Raw genomic sequence first — 17,181 nt, 5'->3', positions numbered from 1 at the left:
GCGCGGTTCATGCGTCATGTCCGGCCTCCTCGTTGTTGCTCGTTGTTTTGGTCGTTGCCTCTATGGCCTGCACTACGCGCTCCATGCGCATGAAGCGCGAGCCCTTGACGAGTACGCTGGCCACGTTCGGCAGCGCGGCGAGCACTGCGGCGTTGAGCGCTTCGATGTCGCTGAAATGCTCGCCGACCAGGCGGCGCGTGACGTCGGTCCGCGCATCAAAGGCGTCGATGCTGTGCCTCGAGTCCTGCCCGAGTGCAAAGAATGTCTCGATGCCGCGCTGGCGCGCCCAGGCGCCGACCTCGGCATGAAAGCCCGCACCCTGATTGCCGACCTCGCCCATGTCGCCCATCACCAGAAGGCGCGGTCCCGGCAATGCAGAGAGCACCTCGATAGCTGCGCGCACGGAGTCGGGGTTGGCGTTGTAGGTGTCGTCGATCAGCGTGATCACCTGTTGATTCGCGAGCCGCAGCGCGCTGGCACGCGAACGCCCCTTCACTGGCTCGAACGCATCGAGCCCTTCGACGATCTTTTCCAGCGAAACGCCACTCGCCAGCGAACAGGCGATAGCCGCCAGGGCATTGGTGACGTTGTGCCGACCGGCGATGCGCAGCGTGCATTGCAGCGGCCCGATCGGCGTGCGCGCCGCGAGACGCCAGGCACCGTCTTGCCAGTCGGCGGCCAGCAGCGCGATGTCGGCACTCTCGTGCTCGCCAAATGTCAGGCAGCGGCGCGAAGCACCCGCTCGCGCCAGGTCGCTCCAGAGCGCGGTGAAAATATCGCCAAACGGAAACACGGCCGTACCGTTGGCCGGCAGCGCGGTCAATACGGCACCGTTTTCTTGCGCCACGGCTTCCACAGTCGCCATGAATTCCTGGTGCTCGCGCTGGGCGTTGTTGACCAGTGCGATGGTCGGACGCGCCATCGCGGCCAGGCGCGCGATCTCGCCCGGATGGTTCATGCCGAGTTCGACGACTGCACGCGTGTGGCAACCACGCAAGCGCAGCAGCGTGAGCGGCACGCCGATCTCGTTGTTGAAGTTGCCAGCGGTGGCCAGCGCACGATCGTCGCAGGCCGCGAGCAGGATCGCCGCGATCATCTGGGTGACGGTGGTTTTGCCGTTGCTACCGGTCACCGCTACCAGCGGCAGCTCGAACTGCGAGCGCCAGCCGGTGGCAAGCTCGCCGAGTGCGGCGAGCGAGTCGGGCACTTCGATTCCGGAGAGGCCTGCGGCTTCGACCCCACCGTGCGCGATGGCTGCGACCGCGCCGGCCGCCTTGGCATCGGCCAGGAAGTCGTTGGCGTCGAAGCGCTCGCCCTTGAGTGCGACGAACAGGTCGCCGACACCCAGCGTGCGGGTGTCGGTGTGCACACGCTGAATCGGCGTGGCGGCGTCACCGATCAGCTTCGACCCAGGCAGCCATTGCTGAACCTGACCCAACGTCATCATCGGCGAGTGCATCGGCGCGGCGCTCATGCGGCACCTCGTCGCGTGAGCGCGTCGACCGCATGCGTGCGGTCCGAAAACGCGATGCGTTCACCGGCGATCTCCTGCCACGCTTCATGACCACGACCGGCGATCAGCACGACGTCTTCGGGCTTTGCCTGCGCCAGCGTTTCGGCAATGGCGGCGGCGCGGTCCACCTCGACTTGTGCGGCATCAGGATTGGCCAGCCCGAGCAGGATCTGACTGATGATCGAGCCTGGCTTTTCGCTGCGCGGGTTGTCGCTGGTCACGACCAGCCGGTCGGCGCGCGTCTCGGCCACGGCGGCCATCAGCGGCCGCTTCATGGCGTCCCGATCGCCCCCGCAGCCGAACACGCACCACAGCGCGCCGCCACGTTGCTGGGCGAGCGGCTGCAGTCCGGCCAGCGCCTTGTCGAGCGCGTCGGGCGTGTGCGCGTAGTCGATCACCGAGAGTGGATGACCCGGAACGCTGATGCGCTCCATGCGGCCAGGCACGCTGCTCAAGTGGCGGCAGGCATCGACAGCATCGGCCAGGCCCACGCCCAGGGCGCGCAAGGTGCCGAGTACGCCGAGCAGGTTGTCGACGTTGTATTGGCCGATCAGTTGGGTCGCGAGCCGCTGGCTCGGCGCACCCTGCTCGACCACAGAAAACCGCAATCCCGCCGCGTCGTAGCCGATGTCTTTTGCCATCAATCGAGCGGGGGCGCCGGCAGCCGATACGGTCCACACATCGAGCGAACCGACGCCGGCCTCGACGAGATTGCCCACCAGGCTGGCGCCGTGCACGTCGTCGAGATTGACCACCGCCGCTCGCAGGCCAGGCCAGCGAAATAGCTCGACCTTGGCCTGCCAGTAGGCGTCCATGTCGCCGTGGTAGTCGAGGTGGTCCTGCGTGAAATTGGTGAACACGGCGACGGCGATGCGCGTGCCGTCCAGACGTCGCTCGGCGATGCCGATAGACGACGCCTCGATAGCGCAGGCGCCAAAACCGCGATCGACGAAGCCGCGCAGTTCACGCTGCAACACGACAGGGTCGGGCGTCGTCAGGCCGGTGTAGTTCAGATCCGGTGGCACGCCGATGCCGAGTGTGCCGACGACACCGCACGGCGCCTTGCGCGCCTGCATCAGCGCCTCCGCCAGCCACCACGCGGTGGATGTCTTGCCGTTGGTGCCGGTCACGGCCAGGATGTCGAGCGCGCGCGATGGCGCCTCGTAGTAGGCGGCGGCGATCGGGCCGGTCGCCGCCTTCAGGCCTGCGTAGCTGGCGATGGCTTCACTGGCAATGGCATCGTCTTCGAACCCGAAAGCGTCGACGCCCTCCTGCTCGACCAGGCAGGCCGCCGCGCCCTGCGCCAGCGCTGCCGCCACATGCTTGCGGCCATCGGTTGCCGCACCTGGCCAGGCGATGAAGCCGTCGCCCGTGCCGACCGGCCGGCTGTCGGCATGGAGCACGCCGCGCACGCGCGACTTGAGCCATGTTGCCGCTTCGGCCGGGTTGGTGAGCATCGTCATCGGCATCAGAAGCTCTCGTCCACGCCATTGGTCGTGACCAGCGGCTTGACTGCGAGATCGGGCGGCACGTTCATCATGCGCAGCGTCTGCTGCACCACTTCGCTGAACACCGGCGCAGCGGCCAAGCCGCCGAAATACACGCCGTCGCTGGGCTCGTCGATCATCACGCCGACGATGATCCGAGTCTTCTCGATCGGTGCCATGCCGGTGAACCATGCGCGGTACTTGTTGCTCGCATAGCCCTTGCCGACCTGCTTGTGGGCGGTGCCCGACTTGCCTCCGACCGAGTAGCCGACCGTCTGCGCGAGCGGGCCAGTGCCGCCGGGCGCAGCGGCCATCTGCAGCATGCGGCGCACGGCGCGCGCGTTCTCTGCGGAGAACACACGCACGCCGACGGCGGGCTGGTCGGACTTCAGCATCGTGGTCGGGATGACCATGCCGTCGTGCGCGAACGAGGTGTACGAGTGCGCCATCTGAAAGAGCGATGCCGACAGGCCGTAGCCATAAGCCATGGTGGCTTGCTCGACCGGCTTCCAGCTCTTCCACGGGCGCAACCTGCCCGTCACCGCGCCGGGAAACTGGATCACCGGCTTCTGGCCGTAGCCGAGCGCGGTGTACGTGTCCCACATTTCATGCGGCTGCATCTTCTGCGCGATCTTCAGCGCGCCCACGTTGCTCGACTTCTGGATCACGCCTTCGACCGTCAACGTGCCGTAGTTGTGCGTGTCGCTGATGGTGAAGCCGCCGATCTGGAACCGGCCCGGCGCGGTTTCGATGATGGTCTTGGGCGTGACACGGCCGGCTTCGAGCGCCATGCCGATGGTGATCGGCTTCATGGTCGAGCCGGGCTCGAAGGTGTCGGTCATGGCGCGGTTGCGCAACTGCTCGCCGGTCAGGTTTTGGCGCTTGTCGGGCACGTAGCTCGGGTAATTCGCGAGCGCCAGCACCTCGCCGGTCACCGAATCGAGCACCACCACGCTGCCGGCCTTCGCCTTGCGTGCGATCACCGCGTCGCGCAGCTTCTGGTAGGCGAAGAACTGCACCTTGCTGTCGACGCTGAGCTGGATGTCGCGGCCATCGAGCGGTGGCACGGTCTCACCGACGCCTTCGACGATGCGACCGAGCCGGTCCTTGATGACGCGGCGCGAACCCGCCTTGCCGGCCAGTTGCTTGTCGAACTCGAGCTCGATGCCTTCCTGCCCGTTGTCCTCGACATTGGTGAAGCCGACGACGTGCGCGGCGGCTTCGCCTTCGGGGTACTGCCGCTTGTATTCCTTGCGCTGGTACAGGCCCTTGATGTTGAGCGCAGCGATCTGCTTGGCGATCGGCATGTCGACCTGCCGCTTGATCCAGACGAACTGCTTGTCTTCGTCTTCGAGCTTCTTGTCGAAATCCTTCTGCGGCATCTCGAGCAGCTTCGCGGCCAGCTTCAACTTGGCCTTGACGTCCGGATCGTCGCGCTCGATATCTTCCGGAATCGCCCAGATGCTCGGCGCCTCGACGCTCGATGCCAGGATCAAGCCGTTGCGATCGAGGATGCGGCCACGACTCGCAGGCAGCTCGAGCGTGCGGGTGAATCGCACCTCGCCCTGGCGCTGAAAAAAGGCGTTGTCAAACACCTGTACGTAAGCAGCGCGGCCGGCCAGCACGACGAAGCCGAAGGCGATGCCGGCCACGATGAACTTGCTGCGCCACACCGGCGTCTTGCTGGCCAGCAAGGGGCTCGATGCGTATTGCACGCTACGGCTGTTGCGGCGCATCAGTGCTCCTTCTTGCCGGTGTTCGCGGAAGAGGCGGACGACGGCACCGGCGGCGGCGCTTGCACCACAGCAGGAATGACCGAACCGTCGGGCCGCACGTACTGCGTGATGGCCGGCGTGGTGGTACGCATCTTCAGCTGCTCCTTGGCCAGCTTTTCGACGCGCAGCGGCGTGGCCTGCGCGCGCTTTTCTACCTGCAGGCGCTCGTTGTCGAGCTCGAGGCGACGCGCTTCGTTCTGCACCCGGTCGAACTCGGTGAACAGCTGGCGCGACAGGTACTGCGTGTGCACCAGGTACAGCGCCGAGGCGAGCACGGCGAGCAGCAGCAAAAAGTTGAGCCGCGCCATGTCAGTTCACCGCCGTGCGTTCGGCCACGCGGAGGATGGCGCTGCGCGAACGCTTGTTGCCAGCCACCTCGATCGCGGACGGCTTGATGCGATCGAGCACCTGCAATTTCATAGGCTGCGGCACGGCAAACGGAGCACGGCGGTCGTACACCTCGCGCGAGTGTTTAGCGATGAACTGCTTCACGATGCGATCTTCCAGCGAATGGAAACTGATCACAGCGAGGCGCCCCTGGGGTTGCAGCACGGTGAGGCTCGCCTCTAACGCCTGTTGCAGCTCTTCAAGCTCGGCGTTGATGAAAATCCGAAGAGCCTGAAATGTGCGCGTTGCAGGGTTCTGGCCCTGCTCGCGGGTTTTGACCGCGCCAGCCACGAGGTCGGCCAGCTCGGTGGTGGTTGAAATTGGGCCCCGTTCTTGTCGGCGAGCATCAATCGCCTTTGCAATCTGAACAGCAAACCGTTCTTCGCCATAGTCACGAATCACCTCTGCAATCTGCTGAGTGTCGGCTGTTGCCAGCCAGTCGGACACGCTCTCGCCGCGCGTGGTGTCCATGCGCATGTCGAGCGGACCGTCGAACCGAAATGAGAAACCGCGTGCCGGGTTGTCGATCTGCGGCGAACTCACGCCGAGGTCCAGCAGCAGGCCCGCGACACTGCCCGCAGGCAGCTCGCGCAGGTCTTTGAAACCCTGGTGACGGATAGAAAAACGCGCATCGGTGATGCGCGCTGCTTCGGCCACCGCTTCCGCATCTTTGTCGAATGCGATCAGCCTGCCTTCCGGCGCCAGCCGGGCCAGGATGGCCCGGGCATGTCCACCGCGCCCGAACGTCGCGTCGACGTAGGTGCCGCGCGCAAGCGATGTCGTGTCGGCAAAAAGCGCATCGGACGCTTCTTTCAACAGGACTGTGGTGTGGGTCCATGGCTGCTCCACTGCCGGCCTCAGAACGAAAAGTCCTGGAACACGTCGGGCATGTCGCCTTGCGTGGCCTCGGCTTCCTTGGCGTCGTACGTCGCCTTGTCCCACAGCTCGAAGTGGTTGCCCATGCCGAGCAACAGTGCATCGCGCGTGATGCCTGTTGCGGTACGCAGTTCGGGCGACACCAGCACGCGGCCGGTGCCGTCCATTTCGACATCCATCGCGTTGCCGAGAAAGACACGCTTCCACCACTGCGCCGACATCGGCAGCGCCGCGATGCGGTCACGAAATTTTTCCCACTCCGGGCGGGGGAACACCATGAGGCAACCGTGCGGGTGCTTGGTGATGGTGAGGTGGCCGGCCGCCGTCGCGCTCAGAACGTCACGATGCCGGGTCGGCACCGCGAGCCTCCCTTTGGCATCCAGACTGAGCGATGAAGCGCCTTGAAACACGAGAACGAAACCTTGGTTGTGAGACGTCTCCGACATCCACTACGGATGTCAGGCGACACTTTTTCCCACTTATATGCACTTTTCGCCACTTTATCAGGAAGGAACACCTGCGCAAGAAGGCCCTTGCGGAGAATTTTGTAATGGAATCAACGACTTAGCTGTACTTTTGAACAGTCGAAGTACTGAAAATCGTTGCAAATGAAGCACTTAGCTCACGCACTGCATGTGATGCGTGAAGCGCCGTTGCGGCGCCCTACTTCAAAGAATGAATCGCGAAAGGTCTTCGTCGTGACTTAGTGCCGCAAGTCGGGTGTCGACGTAAGCGGCGTCGATGTGAATCGACTGACCTTCGAGTTGGGTCGCGCCGAAGCTCACCTCGCCGAGCAGACGCTCCATCACTGTCGACAAACGACGCGCGCCGATGTTCTCGGTGCGCTCGTTGACTTCGAAGGCGATGCTCGCCAACCGTTGGATGCCATCCGGCGTGAACTCGAGCGTGACGCCCTCGGTCGCGAGCAGCGCCTGGTATTGCTTGACCAACGAGGCACGCGTCTGCGTCAGGATGCTTTCGAAATCGGCTATCGACAACGATTGCAGTTCGACGCGGATCGGAAAGCGCCCCTGCAACTCCGGAATCAGATCGCTCGGCTTGCTCAGATGGAAAGCGCCGCTCGCGATGAACAGGATGTGATCGGTGCGAATCACGCCGTACTTGGTGCTCACCGCAGTGCCTTCAACCAGCGGCAGCAAGTCACGTTGCACGCCTTGGCGCGACACGTCGGTGCCCTGTGCTTCGCTGCGCGTGGCCACCTTGTCGATCTCGTCGATGAAAACGATGCCGTTCTGCTCGGCGTTGGTGATCGCCTGCGCCCGAATGTCGTCTTCGTTGACCAGCTTGGCGGCCTCTTCGTCGATCAGCAGGCGCATCGCTTCCGCGATCTTCAGCTTGCGCGTCTTGCGTTTGGTCTGGCCCATCTGGCCGAACATGCCCTTGAGCTGCTCGGTCATTTCTTCCATGCCGGCCGGGCCCATGATTTCGAGCGGCGCGCGGGTTTCGGCCAAGTCCAGTTCGATGTCCTTGTCGTCGAGCGCGTGCTCGCGCAGCTTCTTGCGAAAGGCCTGGCGCGTGGTGTTGGCGGTATCGGGCACCGCGCCTTCGGCGGTGCGCGCGGGCGGCAGCAGCACGTCCAGAATGCGGTCTTCGGCTGCGTCTTCGGCGCGCGTCCGCACCTTCGCGCTTTCGCTCTCGCGGGTCTGCTTCACTGCAATTTCAGCCAAGTCGCGAATGATCGAATCGACGTCTTTGCCTACATAGCCGACCTCGGTGAACTTGGTGGCTTCGACCTTGATGAACGGCGCGTCGGCAAGGCGTGCGAGCCGGCGCGCGATCTCGGTTTTACCGACGCCCGTCGGGCCGATCATCAGGATGTTCTTGGGCGTAATTTCAGAGCGCAGCGAACCCTCGACCTGCTGCCGGCGCCAGCGATTGCGCAGCGCGATGGCGACGGCACGCTTGGCGTCGGGCTGGCCGACGATGTGGTTGTCGAGTTCGGAAACGATTTCCTGGGGCGTCATGGACATGGCGTGCTTTTGTCTGTCTGTGCCCGGTTCAGAGCGTCTCGACCGTGTGGTTCATGTTCGTATAAATGCAAAGTTCACCGGCGATCTCCAGCGATTTCTTGACGATCTGCTCTGCGGTGAGATCGGTGTTGTCGAGCAACGCCTTGGCTGCCGACTGGGCATACGGCCCGCCGGAACCGATCGCGATCACGCCACTCTCGGGTTCGAGCACGTCGCCGTTGCCGGTGATGATGAGCGAGGTGGTGGCGTCGGCGACCGCCAACATGGCTTCGAGCTTGCGCAGCACGCGGTCGGTACGCCAGTCCTTGGTGAGTTCGACCGCAGCGCGGGTCAGGTTGCCCTGGTGCTTTTCGAGCTTGGCCTCGAAGCGCTCGAAGAGCGTGAAAGCATCGGCCGTGGCGCCGGCGAACCCAGCAATCACCTTGCCGTGATAGAGCCGCCGCACCTTGCGCGCCGTGCCCTTGATGACGATATTGCCGAGCGTGACCTGCCCATCACCACCGATCGCGACCTGGTCGCCAACGGGGGTCTTGCGGCGCACGCTGACGATGGTGGTGCCGTGAAACTGTTCCATCGGAACAAGATAGGACGACGCAGGGATTTTTCAAGCCCTCTTACAGCGGGGTTCTGTCCCGCCGGACTCTGACCGGGCTCAATGCCGATCAGTGCTGGCGTGGCGAAACCGCAGCGTGGTCGGCGATGCCGATGACGCCGAAAAACGCTGTGACGAGCCGGTGCGCATCGACGAACTGCACGCGCTGACCGCGCGCGTCGCGTGCCGTCACCCAGTTCAGAAGCGTACCCGCCGCGGCAAAGTCGATGCGAACCAGCGCCGCGCACGAAATCGTCGGCGCCACCGCGTCGGCCAGTTCGGCATCCAGCCGTTGCCAGACCGCCGCCGACTCACCCGTGAGTTCACCGATGAGCGAGGGCAGCTTCGGGCCGATGTCGACCGGCACTTCGTCGCTCATGCTGGCGAGCGTGAGCGACGGCGCCGCCGGCTTCTGCGGTTTTGGCGCTTCGGTGACCACCTCGATTGACGCGAATTCTCCCTTGGGGTCGGTCCATGGCGGTGGCGACACTTCGTAGGTGATGCAGTAATTGAGCGCGACCAGTTCGAAGTCGTCGGCCGCATGCATCACGCGCAGCGCTTCCATGCGCAACTGCCACCAGATGGCATCGACCGTGCGTTCGTTCGAGGGCGTGGCCTGCTCCAGCACCGCGGTCAAGTGGCCCATGCCGACGAACTGAATCTGCACGGCGGAATCGGCCCAATGCGCAAGCAGCGCCTTCAACGGTGCAGCTGCTTCCTCGTCGATGTTGCGAAGCGCACGCCAGTCGAGCGTCCACTTCGGACCGGTCGCTGCGGCAAGTGCACGCGTCAGTTCGCCGAGCGAAGGGCGCGTCAGAACCGCCGGAGCGAACCAGTCGGCCACACCAAGCGGCCGATCGGCGTCGGCCGAATTCTGCGCAACGCTAGCGGCCACTTGCAGGTCACGCGCCAGCGAACGCAGCGAAACCCACTCCGGCCCCTGCCGCTTGAAGCGCTGCGCATAGCGCGTGTTGGCGGCGACGAACTTTTCGGAATCGCCCGTGGCGCGGTACAGGTCGAGCAGTGCGAGCCAGCTATCGTTTTGCTCGGCCTGCGCGCTATCGGGCGCCAAGGTCTGTAGCAGGATCGCTTCGGCACCGGCGTCATCGCTTTGTGCAAAACGAATGGCCGCTTCCTCGATGCCACTTTCATAAACCTGCCGCCCGGCGTGCGACGCGTCGTCGTCGCTCGACCTGCCCCCCGAAGCCGAATCACCCTGCGCGCTTACGTGAGGCGTGACACCGGGAACGGTGTCGGCGTACGCACGCACATGTTCCCCAGCCATGTCGGCGGGCACTTCCGGACCGGAACCCGGAACGGGGAGCGCCGCTGCGCCGTCACTCGCGGGCCCGCGGCTTTTCCACCATTGCTGCGACATCTGCTCTTCGATCTCGTCGATCTTCTTGAGCGTGAGCGCGCGGCCCTCGGTCTTACCGGAGGTGCTGCTGACGTTGAACTGCGACGGCGTGCCGCCGTCGTCGCGCCCGCCGGCGGCGTCGCGGCGCCGCAGCTTGCGAAGCATGTCGAATTCGCGGCGACGCACGAAGTCGTTGCGCTGCCGCCGTTCGATCATTTCCTTCAGCATCTCGCGGCTGTAGCCGTTGTCAGGTGCAGCCGAATCCTGCGCGTCGAGTTCCGACCAATCCTTCAGCGGATTGCGGACGAACTTGGCCACCTTGGACAAAAGTCGACCGGGTTCTTCCTTGGCCATGAGTGCGCGCGGATTTTGGACGGGGAATCGGGAAGGGGAAGGAGTTTTGTCAGTCGGCTTAGTCGCCGAACATTTTCTGCTTGAGTTCGCGGCGCTGTTGCGCTTCGAGCGACAGCGTCGCGGTCGGGCGGGCCAGCAGCCGGCCGACACCGATCGGCTCGCCGGTTTCATCGCAGTAGCCGTAGTCGCCGGAGTCGATGCGCTGGATCGATTGTTCGATTTTCTTCAGCAGCTTGCGTTCGCGGTCGCGGGTGCGCAGTTCGAGAGCGTGCTCTTCTTCGATGGTGGCGCGGTCGGCCGGATCGGGTACGACGACGGTGTCTTCGCGCAGATGCTCGGTGGTTTCACCCGCGTTTTCGAGAATGCCGCGTTTGAGTTCCTGCAGCTTCAGGCGAAAAAACGCCATCTGCTTGTCGTTCATGTACTCCGCGTCGGGCATCGCGATGACTTCGGCATCGACCAACTGTTCGGCCGTCTTGGTCTTCCAGTTGTTCAGCAACTTCGGGTCTTTCTTGACCGCGACCGGCGGCGGCGGCACCAGGGCCGTCGACACGATCTGCGAGAAGCTCGACTTGGCAGCCGTCGAAGCGATCGATTGCGGCATCGAAGGCACCGTGAGTTGCGACAACCGCGACACCCGGCCACCGCGCGCCGGCACGGGCGTGGCGGCGATGGTGGTGATCGGCATCACCGGGGTCGGCGTAGTGGGAAGGGAGGCAGCAGCCGTTTTTTTCATGGGAATCGAAGGAGAAGATGAGTCGGCGGGCCGGCCCACCGATTTGGAAGGAGAAGACGCCGCCGCGGTGGTGGTCGTGATCGTGGATTTCGCGGACTTGTCTGAGACAGCGGTTTTTTTGGCTGGCGCGGGAGCCGTTGCCGAAGCTTTTTTAGTCGCCGACGCCGCCGGCTTGGAGACCGCCGGCTTGGACGCGGCGGGCTTTGAAGCTGACTTGGCCTGAACGACAGGTTTCTTCACGGTGGCTGGCTCCTTGGACGAACTGGAACGCGCTTTCACGGGTGTCTCCTCCCATGTAGTCAGGATGCTCGCCCTTGGCGGCTCAGGGGTTATACCTCTGAAAACACGCCAAAAACTCGCTCTCTCCTGTGCCTGAAGCCATACCTCAGCCCCAAAGGGCCAAAGCACGTCGCCGGAACAGGCGGGCGATTGTATATAGAGAAACCGAAAGTCAATGCGCTGAAAGCAAAGGTCCGCTCAAACGAGACACTGATCGAGGCCCTGTTCGAGAATTTCACGCGGAAGTTCGATGCCGATGAACACCATCCGGCTCTGGCGCACTTCGTCCGCGCCCCACTCGGGCCCCAGGTCGCTGCCCATCAACTGGTGCACGCCCTGGAAGATCACCTTGCGGTCGGTGCCCTTCATGCTCAGCACGCCTTTGTAGCGCAGCATGCGCGGCCCGTAGATATTGACGATGGCGCCCAGGAAGTCTTCCAGCTTCGCAGCATCGAAGGCGCGATCGGCCCGGTAGACGAAGCTTTTGACGTCATCGTCATGGTGGTGATGGTGGCCGTGACCTTCGTTGGCATGCGACGGGTGATCGCAGCTCTCCCCGTGTGCGTGGTCATGATCGTGGCCTGCGTGCGCGTCGTCTTCCTCTTTCAGGAAATCAGGGTCGATGTCGAGCTTGGCGTTCAAGTTGAAGCCGCGCAGGTCGAACACGCTAGCCAGCGGCACTTCGCCGAAGTGCACTTTCTGCTGCGGCGCCCGCGGGTTCATGTGCTTCAGGCGATGGATTAGCGCCTCGGTTTCTTCGGCCGAGACGAGTTCGCTCTTGCTGATGAATATCTGGTCGGCAAAGCCCACCTGGCGGCGCGCTTCCTGCCGGTCGTTGAGCTGCTGCGGCGCATGCTTGGCATCGACCAACGTCAGGATCGAGTCGAGCAGATAACTCTCGGCGATCTCGTCGTCCATGAAAAACGTCTGCGCCACCGGGCCCGGATCGGCCAGACCGGTCGTTTCGATCACCACGCGGTCGAAGTCGAGCAGCCCCTGGCGCTTCTTGGAGGCCAGCAGTTGCAAGGCTTCGCGCAGGTCTTCGCGGATAGTGCAGCAGACGCAGCCGTTGCTCATCTGGATGATCTGCTCTTTCGACTCGGTGACGAGGATGTCGCTGTCGATGTTCTCTTCACCGAATTCGTTCTCGATCACCGCGATCTTTTGGCCGTGTGCCTCGGTCAGGATGCGCTTGAGCAGGGTGGTTTTGCCGGAGCCGAGAAAGCCGGTAAGGATGGTGGCAGGGATAAGGGCCATGAATTGCTCCGGTCAAGGGAAAAGCGGGGGGCTGAAAACGGGAGAGGCGGAAGTTTAGCCAGCACGACAGCGTGGCGCCAAGGAAAGGACATCCACTGCATGCGTCGTGCCGACAGCGACTGCTATTTGCGTACGACGACCAGCCCCTTCAAGTACTCGCCTTCCGGAAACTCGATCGTCATCGGGTGATCGGGCGCCGCGCCCAGACGCTCGCTGATGTAGCCATCGACTCCGGCATCGATACCGGCCCCGGCGACGATCTTGTGGAACAGGTCGGCGCCAATGCCGCCGGAGCAAGAAAACGTCAACAGCACGCCGCCCGGAACCAGCAGTTTGAGCGCCAACCGGTTGATGTCCTTGTAGGCGCGTGCGGCGCGCTCGGCGTGCGCGATGGTGGGCGCGAATTTCGGCGGGTCGAGCACGATCGCATCGAAAGTCTGGCCCTCTTCGATGAAGCGGCGCAGCGTGGCGTTGACGTCGGCATCCAGAAAGCGGGTGTCTGCAGCTTCGAAACCGTTGAGCGCCACGTTGGCACGCGCCATTTCCAGGGCGGGCAACGACGAATCGACCGACGTCAGCTCGGCGCCTTCGAGCGCGCCGGCCGCCTTCAACCCGGCCAGTGCTGCGACGGTGAAACCACCCGTGTAGCAAAAGCAATTGAGCACGCGCCGAAACTTGCGGTGCTGGGCAAGTTCGGCAAAGCGCTGGCGGCTGTCGCGCTGGTCGAGATAGAAGCCAGTCTTGTGGCCGGTCGCGATGTCGAGCGACAGCTGCCAGTCGTGCTCGCGGATGGTGCGGACCGTGTCCCCAGGGCCGCCCCCCTCATCCGCGCCGCGCAGCCAGCCCGTCACTGGCTTCAGCCCTTCGCGCTCCCGGCCATTGGCGTCGGAACGTTCGTAGAGCCGTGCGAGCCCGGTCGCCTTCAACAGCGCATCCGCCAGCACGTCTTTCCAGCGCTCGACGCCCGCCGACAAAAACTGCGCCACCAGCGTGTCGCCGTAACGGTCGAGGATGAGTCCCGGGAGCCCGTCGGCCTCGCCATGCACCAGCCGCATGCCGTCGCTGCGGATGTCGAACAGCGAGCGCGCATCGACCGCCTTCTTGCACAGCGACGCCAGAAAGCCAGCATCGATGCGCTGCGTCTCGACGAAGCTCCAGGCCCGCGCGCGGATTTTCGATATCGGGCTGAAAGCGGCCCAAGCCAGAAACTGGCCTTCATGCGATTCGACGCGCACGGTTTCGCCTGCATCGGCCGAACCGCGGGCGATCGCCGATTCAAAGATCCAGGGGTGCCGGCGTGCGAGAGAGCGCTCTTTACCGGGCTTGAGGCGAAGTATCTTCATACGCTGATTGTCGACGGCGTGGAAATCGCCTTCGAACGGAAGATTCGACGCCCTCGCTGCGACCTCAGCGGTCCAGCGGCCAGAGTCCGTCCAGCACGGAACCCGCGCTGTTGACTGCGGCGCATACCTCCACCACCGAAATGCGCTTGTTGCTGGCCTGGCGACGGATTTGCTCGTAGGCCTGTATGTCGGTCAGCCCCTGGCGTTCGGCCAGCAGCTTTACCGCGCGCTCGATCTCGCGCCGCGAGCGCAACGCTTCTTCCAGCTTTGTCACCTTGAGCAACAGCCGGTCCTGATAGCCCTTGCTCGCGCGGGCAAGAATCAGTGTGCTCAATACCCCGGTCGGGCGAAACGGCTTGTTGATGACGGCCTGCGCATTCAAGTCGAGGATGCCTTTCAGCACCGTCGGATTCTCGTAGTCGACCAGTGCGATCACCACGGCCTCGCAATCGACTCCGCTCCATAAGTGTTCGCTGCCGCGCTCGGCCGCGACAAATACGAAGACCACATCGATGGCGGCCGGCGGCGATGGCGGACAAGGCCATAGCGACTTCACGTTGCAGCCGATGCGGCGCAGCTGGTCGACCAGCACGTTGCAATCGGCGCCAGGCGGATGGATCACGGCCACCGACGTGCCGCGCAACTCATCGAATAGACGCTTGATGCCGGAACTCATTGGTAACCTGTCGTGCGGCAAATCAATCGCCCGCTATGTCGGCCAGACCGTACATCGTCATGTACGGGTCGGGCTTGATGGCCGAGGCAGCCTCCCACGCAATGTCGAACTGGCCATCGGCACGGACCCGTCCGATGCGCGGACGCAGCCAGGCATGCTGATTGTCGGCATCGATGCGCAGCTCGCCCGACGGCCCCTCGAAACTCACCTGCATGGCCGCGGCGACAAGCTTCTGCGTGTCGAGCGTGCCGGTCACCTCGAGGGCGCGCGCGAACAGGTGCACCTGGCTGTAGGCGCCTTCGGTGTACTGGCTGATCGGCAAGTCCGCGCCAAAGCGCTCCCGAAACGCGGCGACGAAGCGGGCGTTGCCGGGCGTGTCGAGCGAAGCGAAGTACTTGGCCGAGGTGAAGTGGCCCGTGCACAGCTCAGGGCCGACCGCCTCGATCTCGCCTTCGGCCATGGTGAGGCTGGCAATCGGCGTTTGCTGCGGGTCCATGCCGAGCTCACGGTAGAGCCGGTACAACTCCCGGCCGGGCCGTCCCACCAGCGTCGAAAAGACGACATCGGGCTTGGCCGCCTTGATCGATTCGACCAGCCTGCTCACAGCCCCCGTATCGACCTGATAGTTGAGGTAAACCTCGCCCGTGATCTCGCCGCCGTGCTGCTCAACCACGTCGCGCATGATGCGATTCGATTCGCGCGGATAGATGTAGTCGGAGCCGACCAGGTGCCAGCGTTTGCGTCCTTCGCGCAGCAGAAAGCTCGCCAACTGAAGGCTGTTCTGGTTGGGCGCCGCGCCGGTGTAGATCACATTCGGTGAGAACTCGAACCCCTCGTACAACGAGCAGTACCAGAGTAGTCCGTTGCGGCGCTCGATGGCCGGCAGCACCGCCTTGCGCCCGGCCGAGGTGTGGCAGCCGAAGATCACGCTAATGCCTTCGTCCTGCAGCAACTGATCCGCCAGACGGCGGTACTCCGTCGGATCGGAGCCGGGATCGAGCGCCACCGGCTCGATCAGCCTGCCGAGCACCCCACCGGCACGATTGATCTCTTCGATGGCCAGCACCGTGCCGTAGAAGTGTTCGCTCTCGGAAATGGCCGTGACGCCCGACCGCGAGAACAGCACGCCGACACGCCAGGGATCGCCTGCCGGAGCGGTCTCCGGCAACGCAGAGGCATCGCGGCGTGGATCCTGGCGCGGGTCGCTCCGAAAGTCGTCGGCTGGCGTCATGTCGTGGTGGGTGAATGACCGGGGGTGCCCTTGGCCGCCACCGCAAGGGCTTGCTGCAAGGCCGCCGCGGCCTTCAACAACGGGCCATCCTCACCCGGCGCGCCGATCAGTTGAAGCCCCATCGGATGGCCGTTGACGCCAACTGCACCCGGCACGTTCACGCAGGGAGATCCGAGCAGGGTCCATGCCCGGTTGTACGTCGACGGCCCCGTGTTGGCGAACCCGACCGGCGCTTCGTCCGGCGCGCTGGGCGTGAGCAGGAAGTCGCAGGGCGCCAGCCAATCGGCAAAGCGCGCACGGGCAAGGTGTGCAGTGGCCTGCGCAGCGGCATAGGTCGAGTCGTCCACCTGGCGGGCTTGGTCCAAGTAGCTGCGCAACTGCAAGGACATGCCCTGCGGGTGGCTCGACGCGATGTCGAGGTCGCCGGCGAGCGAGCGCCAGGCTTCCCATCCCTGCACTGCTGCGTGTGCGTTGAAAAGTGCCTCGGCCATGGGCGGCAGCTCGACCGCGCGAATCGTCGCACCGGCACGGCGCCACGCCTCGATGCCTTGCGCCATCGCAGCCGCCGCGCTCGGCGACACGTCGCCCCACGAATACGCCGCGGGCACGCCGACGGTCCAGCGCCTTGGCTCCGGCAGCGCGGCAAGCGCCAGCGGCCGACCGCTCAGGGCCTGCGCCAGCCAAGCCACGTCTCCCATGTCGCGCGCGAACAGCCCGACGGTATCGAGCGACCACGAAAAGCATTTCAGCCCGGCGGTCGGCAACAGGCCAAAGCTCGGCTTGAAGCCGACGATGCCGCAATACGAGGCCGGGCGGATCGTCGAGCCGCCGGTTTGCGTGCCGATGGCCCACGGCACCAGCCCCGCCGCGACGGCCGCCGCAGACCCGGCCGACGAGCCACCCGGCGTGCGACCGGGCACATTCGGATTGCGGGTGGCGGTCGGCTCGAGGTAGGCGAATTCGGTGGTGGTCGTCTTGCCGACGACGACGCCGCCAGCGCTGCGAATGACACCGACGATGGCGGCGTCGCTACGCGGCGGCGCGAGACCGGCATACAACGGCGAGCCATAAGCCGTAGGCAGGTCGCGGGTATCGAAGATGTCCTTGACCGCGACCGGCAGTCCGGCGAGTGGCCCCACAGCGCGCGTTGCCCCGTCTATCGCGAGTCTGGCTTCGGCGAGGCACGAGAAAGCGCCGATCGCGGGATCGTATTGCGCGATGGCGCTGTACGTCTGCTCCATGGCATCGGCCGCTTTACGCAAGCCCGCGGCCACTTGGGCCAGGGTGGCGAGCGCGGTGGTGCGGGTCCAGATCGTCGATGTCATGG

At 64.5% G+C, this 17,181-nt stretch carries 15 protein-coding genes; all 15 read right to left on the bottom strand.

From position 1 onward, the window contains the following. Positions 1–7: 7 nt before the first annotated feature. Positions 8–1,474, bottom strand: coding sequence for a UDP-N-acetylmuramoyl-tripeptide--D-alanyl-D-alanine ligase (gene murF / locus RCH10_RS06505; RefSeq protein ID WP_409051760.1), 1,467 nt, complete (start codon positions 1,472–1,474; stop codon positions 8–10). Continuing rightward, positions 1,471–2,976 carry a UDP-N-acetylmuramoyl-L-alanyl-D-glutamate--2,6-diaminopimelate ligase gene (locus RCH10_RS06500; RefSeq protein ID WP_409051985.1) on the bottom strand — a complete coding sequence of 502 codons (1,506 nt, stop codon included), beginning with the start codon at positions 2,974–2,976 and terminating at the stop codon, positions 1,471–1,473. Before RCH10_RS06500 ends, murF begins: the two co-directional genes overlap by 4 nt. 5 nt (positions 2,977–2,981) lie before the next feature. Beyond that, on the bottom strand, positions 2,982–4,736 hold the full coding sequence (locus RCH10_RS06495) for a penicillin-binding protein 2 (RefSeq protein WP_323494869.1): 1,755 nt from the start codon (positions 4,734–4,736) through the stop codon (positions 2,982–2,984). Then, positions 4,736–5,083 (bottom strand): cell division protein FtsL, encoded by a 348-nt coding sequence (ftsL, locus tag RCH10_RS06490; RefSeq protein ID WP_323500048.1) that lies wholly within the window; start codon positions 5,081–5,083, stop codon positions 4,736–4,738. Before ftsL ends, RCH10_RS06495 begins: the two co-directional genes overlap by 1 nt. 1 nt (position 5,084) lies before the next feature. Then, positions 5,085–6,011, bottom strand: a complete 927-nt coding sequence (gene rsmH, locus RCH10_RS06485; protein WP_187054346.1) for a 16S rRNA (cytosine(1402)-N(4))-methyltransferase RsmH — start codon at positions 6,009–6,011, stop codon at positions 5,085–5,087. A gap of 8 nt (positions 6,012–6,019) precedes the next feature. Next, positions 6,020–6,448, bottom strand: a complete 429-nt coding sequence (mraZ, locus tag RCH10_RS06480) for a division/cell wall cluster transcriptional repressor MraZ (RefSeq protein ID WP_187054345.1) — start codon at positions 6,446–6,448, stop codon at positions 6,020–6,022. A 258-nt stretch (positions 6,449–6,706) separates the two neighbouring features. Then, complete coding sequence (gene hslU, locus RCH10_RS06475) at positions 6,707–8,029, bottom strand: ATP-dependent protease ATPase subunit HslU (protein WP_409051759.1); 1,323 nt, start codon at positions 8,027–8,029, stop codon at positions 6,707–6,709. Between the two features lie 28 nt (positions 8,030–8,057). Next, entirely contained in the window at positions 8,058–8,603 is a 546-nt protein-coding gene (gene hslV, locus RCH10_RS06470) for an ATP-dependent protease subunit HslV (protein WP_409051758.1), read from the bottom strand. An 88-nt stretch (positions 8,604–8,691) separates the two neighbouring features. After that, positions 8,692–10,332 (bottom strand): STAS domain-containing protein, encoded by a 1,641-nt coding sequence (locus tag RCH10_RS06465; RefSeq protein WP_409051757.1) that lies wholly within the window; start codon positions 10,330–10,332, stop codon positions 8,692–8,694. Positions 10,333–10,390: 58 nt separating this feature from the next. After that, positions 10,391–11,371 carry an RNA polymerase-binding protein DksA gene (gene dksA / locus RCH10_RS06460; RefSeq protein WP_409051984.1) on the bottom strand — a complete coding sequence of 327 codons (981 nt, stop codon included), beginning with the start codon at positions 11,369–11,371 and terminating at the stop codon, positions 10,391–10,393. Between the two features lie 174 nt (positions 11,372–11,545). Then, entirely contained in the window at positions 11,546–12,604 is a 1,059-nt protein-coding gene (locus RCH10_RS06455) for a GTP-binding protein (RefSeq protein ID WP_187054340.1), read from the bottom strand. Positions 12,605–12,726: 122 nt separating this feature from the next. Then, positions 12,727–13,947, bottom strand: coding sequence for a class I SAM-dependent rRNA methyltransferase (locus tag RCH10_RS06450; RefSeq protein WP_409051756.1), 1,221 nt, complete (start codon positions 13,945–13,947; stop codon positions 12,727–12,729). A 64-nt stretch (positions 13,948–14,011) separates the two neighbouring features. Further along, positions 14,012–14,623, bottom strand: a complete 612-nt coding sequence (locus tag RCH10_RS06445) for an ANTAR domain-containing response regulator (protein WP_187054338.1) — start codon at positions 14,621–14,623, stop codon at positions 14,012–14,014. 22 nt (positions 14,624–14,645) lie between these two features. Then, on the bottom strand, positions 14,646–15,854 hold the full coding sequence (locus RCH10_RS06440; RefSeq protein WP_409051755.1) for a transporter substrate-binding domain-containing protein: 1,209 nt from the start codon (positions 15,852–15,854) through the stop codon (positions 14,646–14,648). Further along, positions 15,851–17,179 (bottom strand): amidase, encoded by a 1,329-nt coding sequence (locus tag RCH10_RS06435; RefSeq protein WP_409051754.1) that lies wholly within the window; start codon positions 17,177–17,179, stop codon positions 15,851–15,853. Before RCH10_RS06435 ends, RCH10_RS06440 begins: the two co-directional genes overlap by 4 nt. Positions 17,180–17,181: the final 2 nt, after the last annotated feature.

Origin of the sequence: Variovorax sp. GrIS 2.14, from assembly GCF_046115955.1 — a bacterium.
In the GTDB taxonomy this organism is placed as follows: Bacteria; Pseudomonadota; Gammaproteobacteria; order Burkholderiales; family Burkholderiaceae_C; genus Variovorax.
This window is presented reverse-complemented; position numbering and strand designations above follow the sequence as displayed.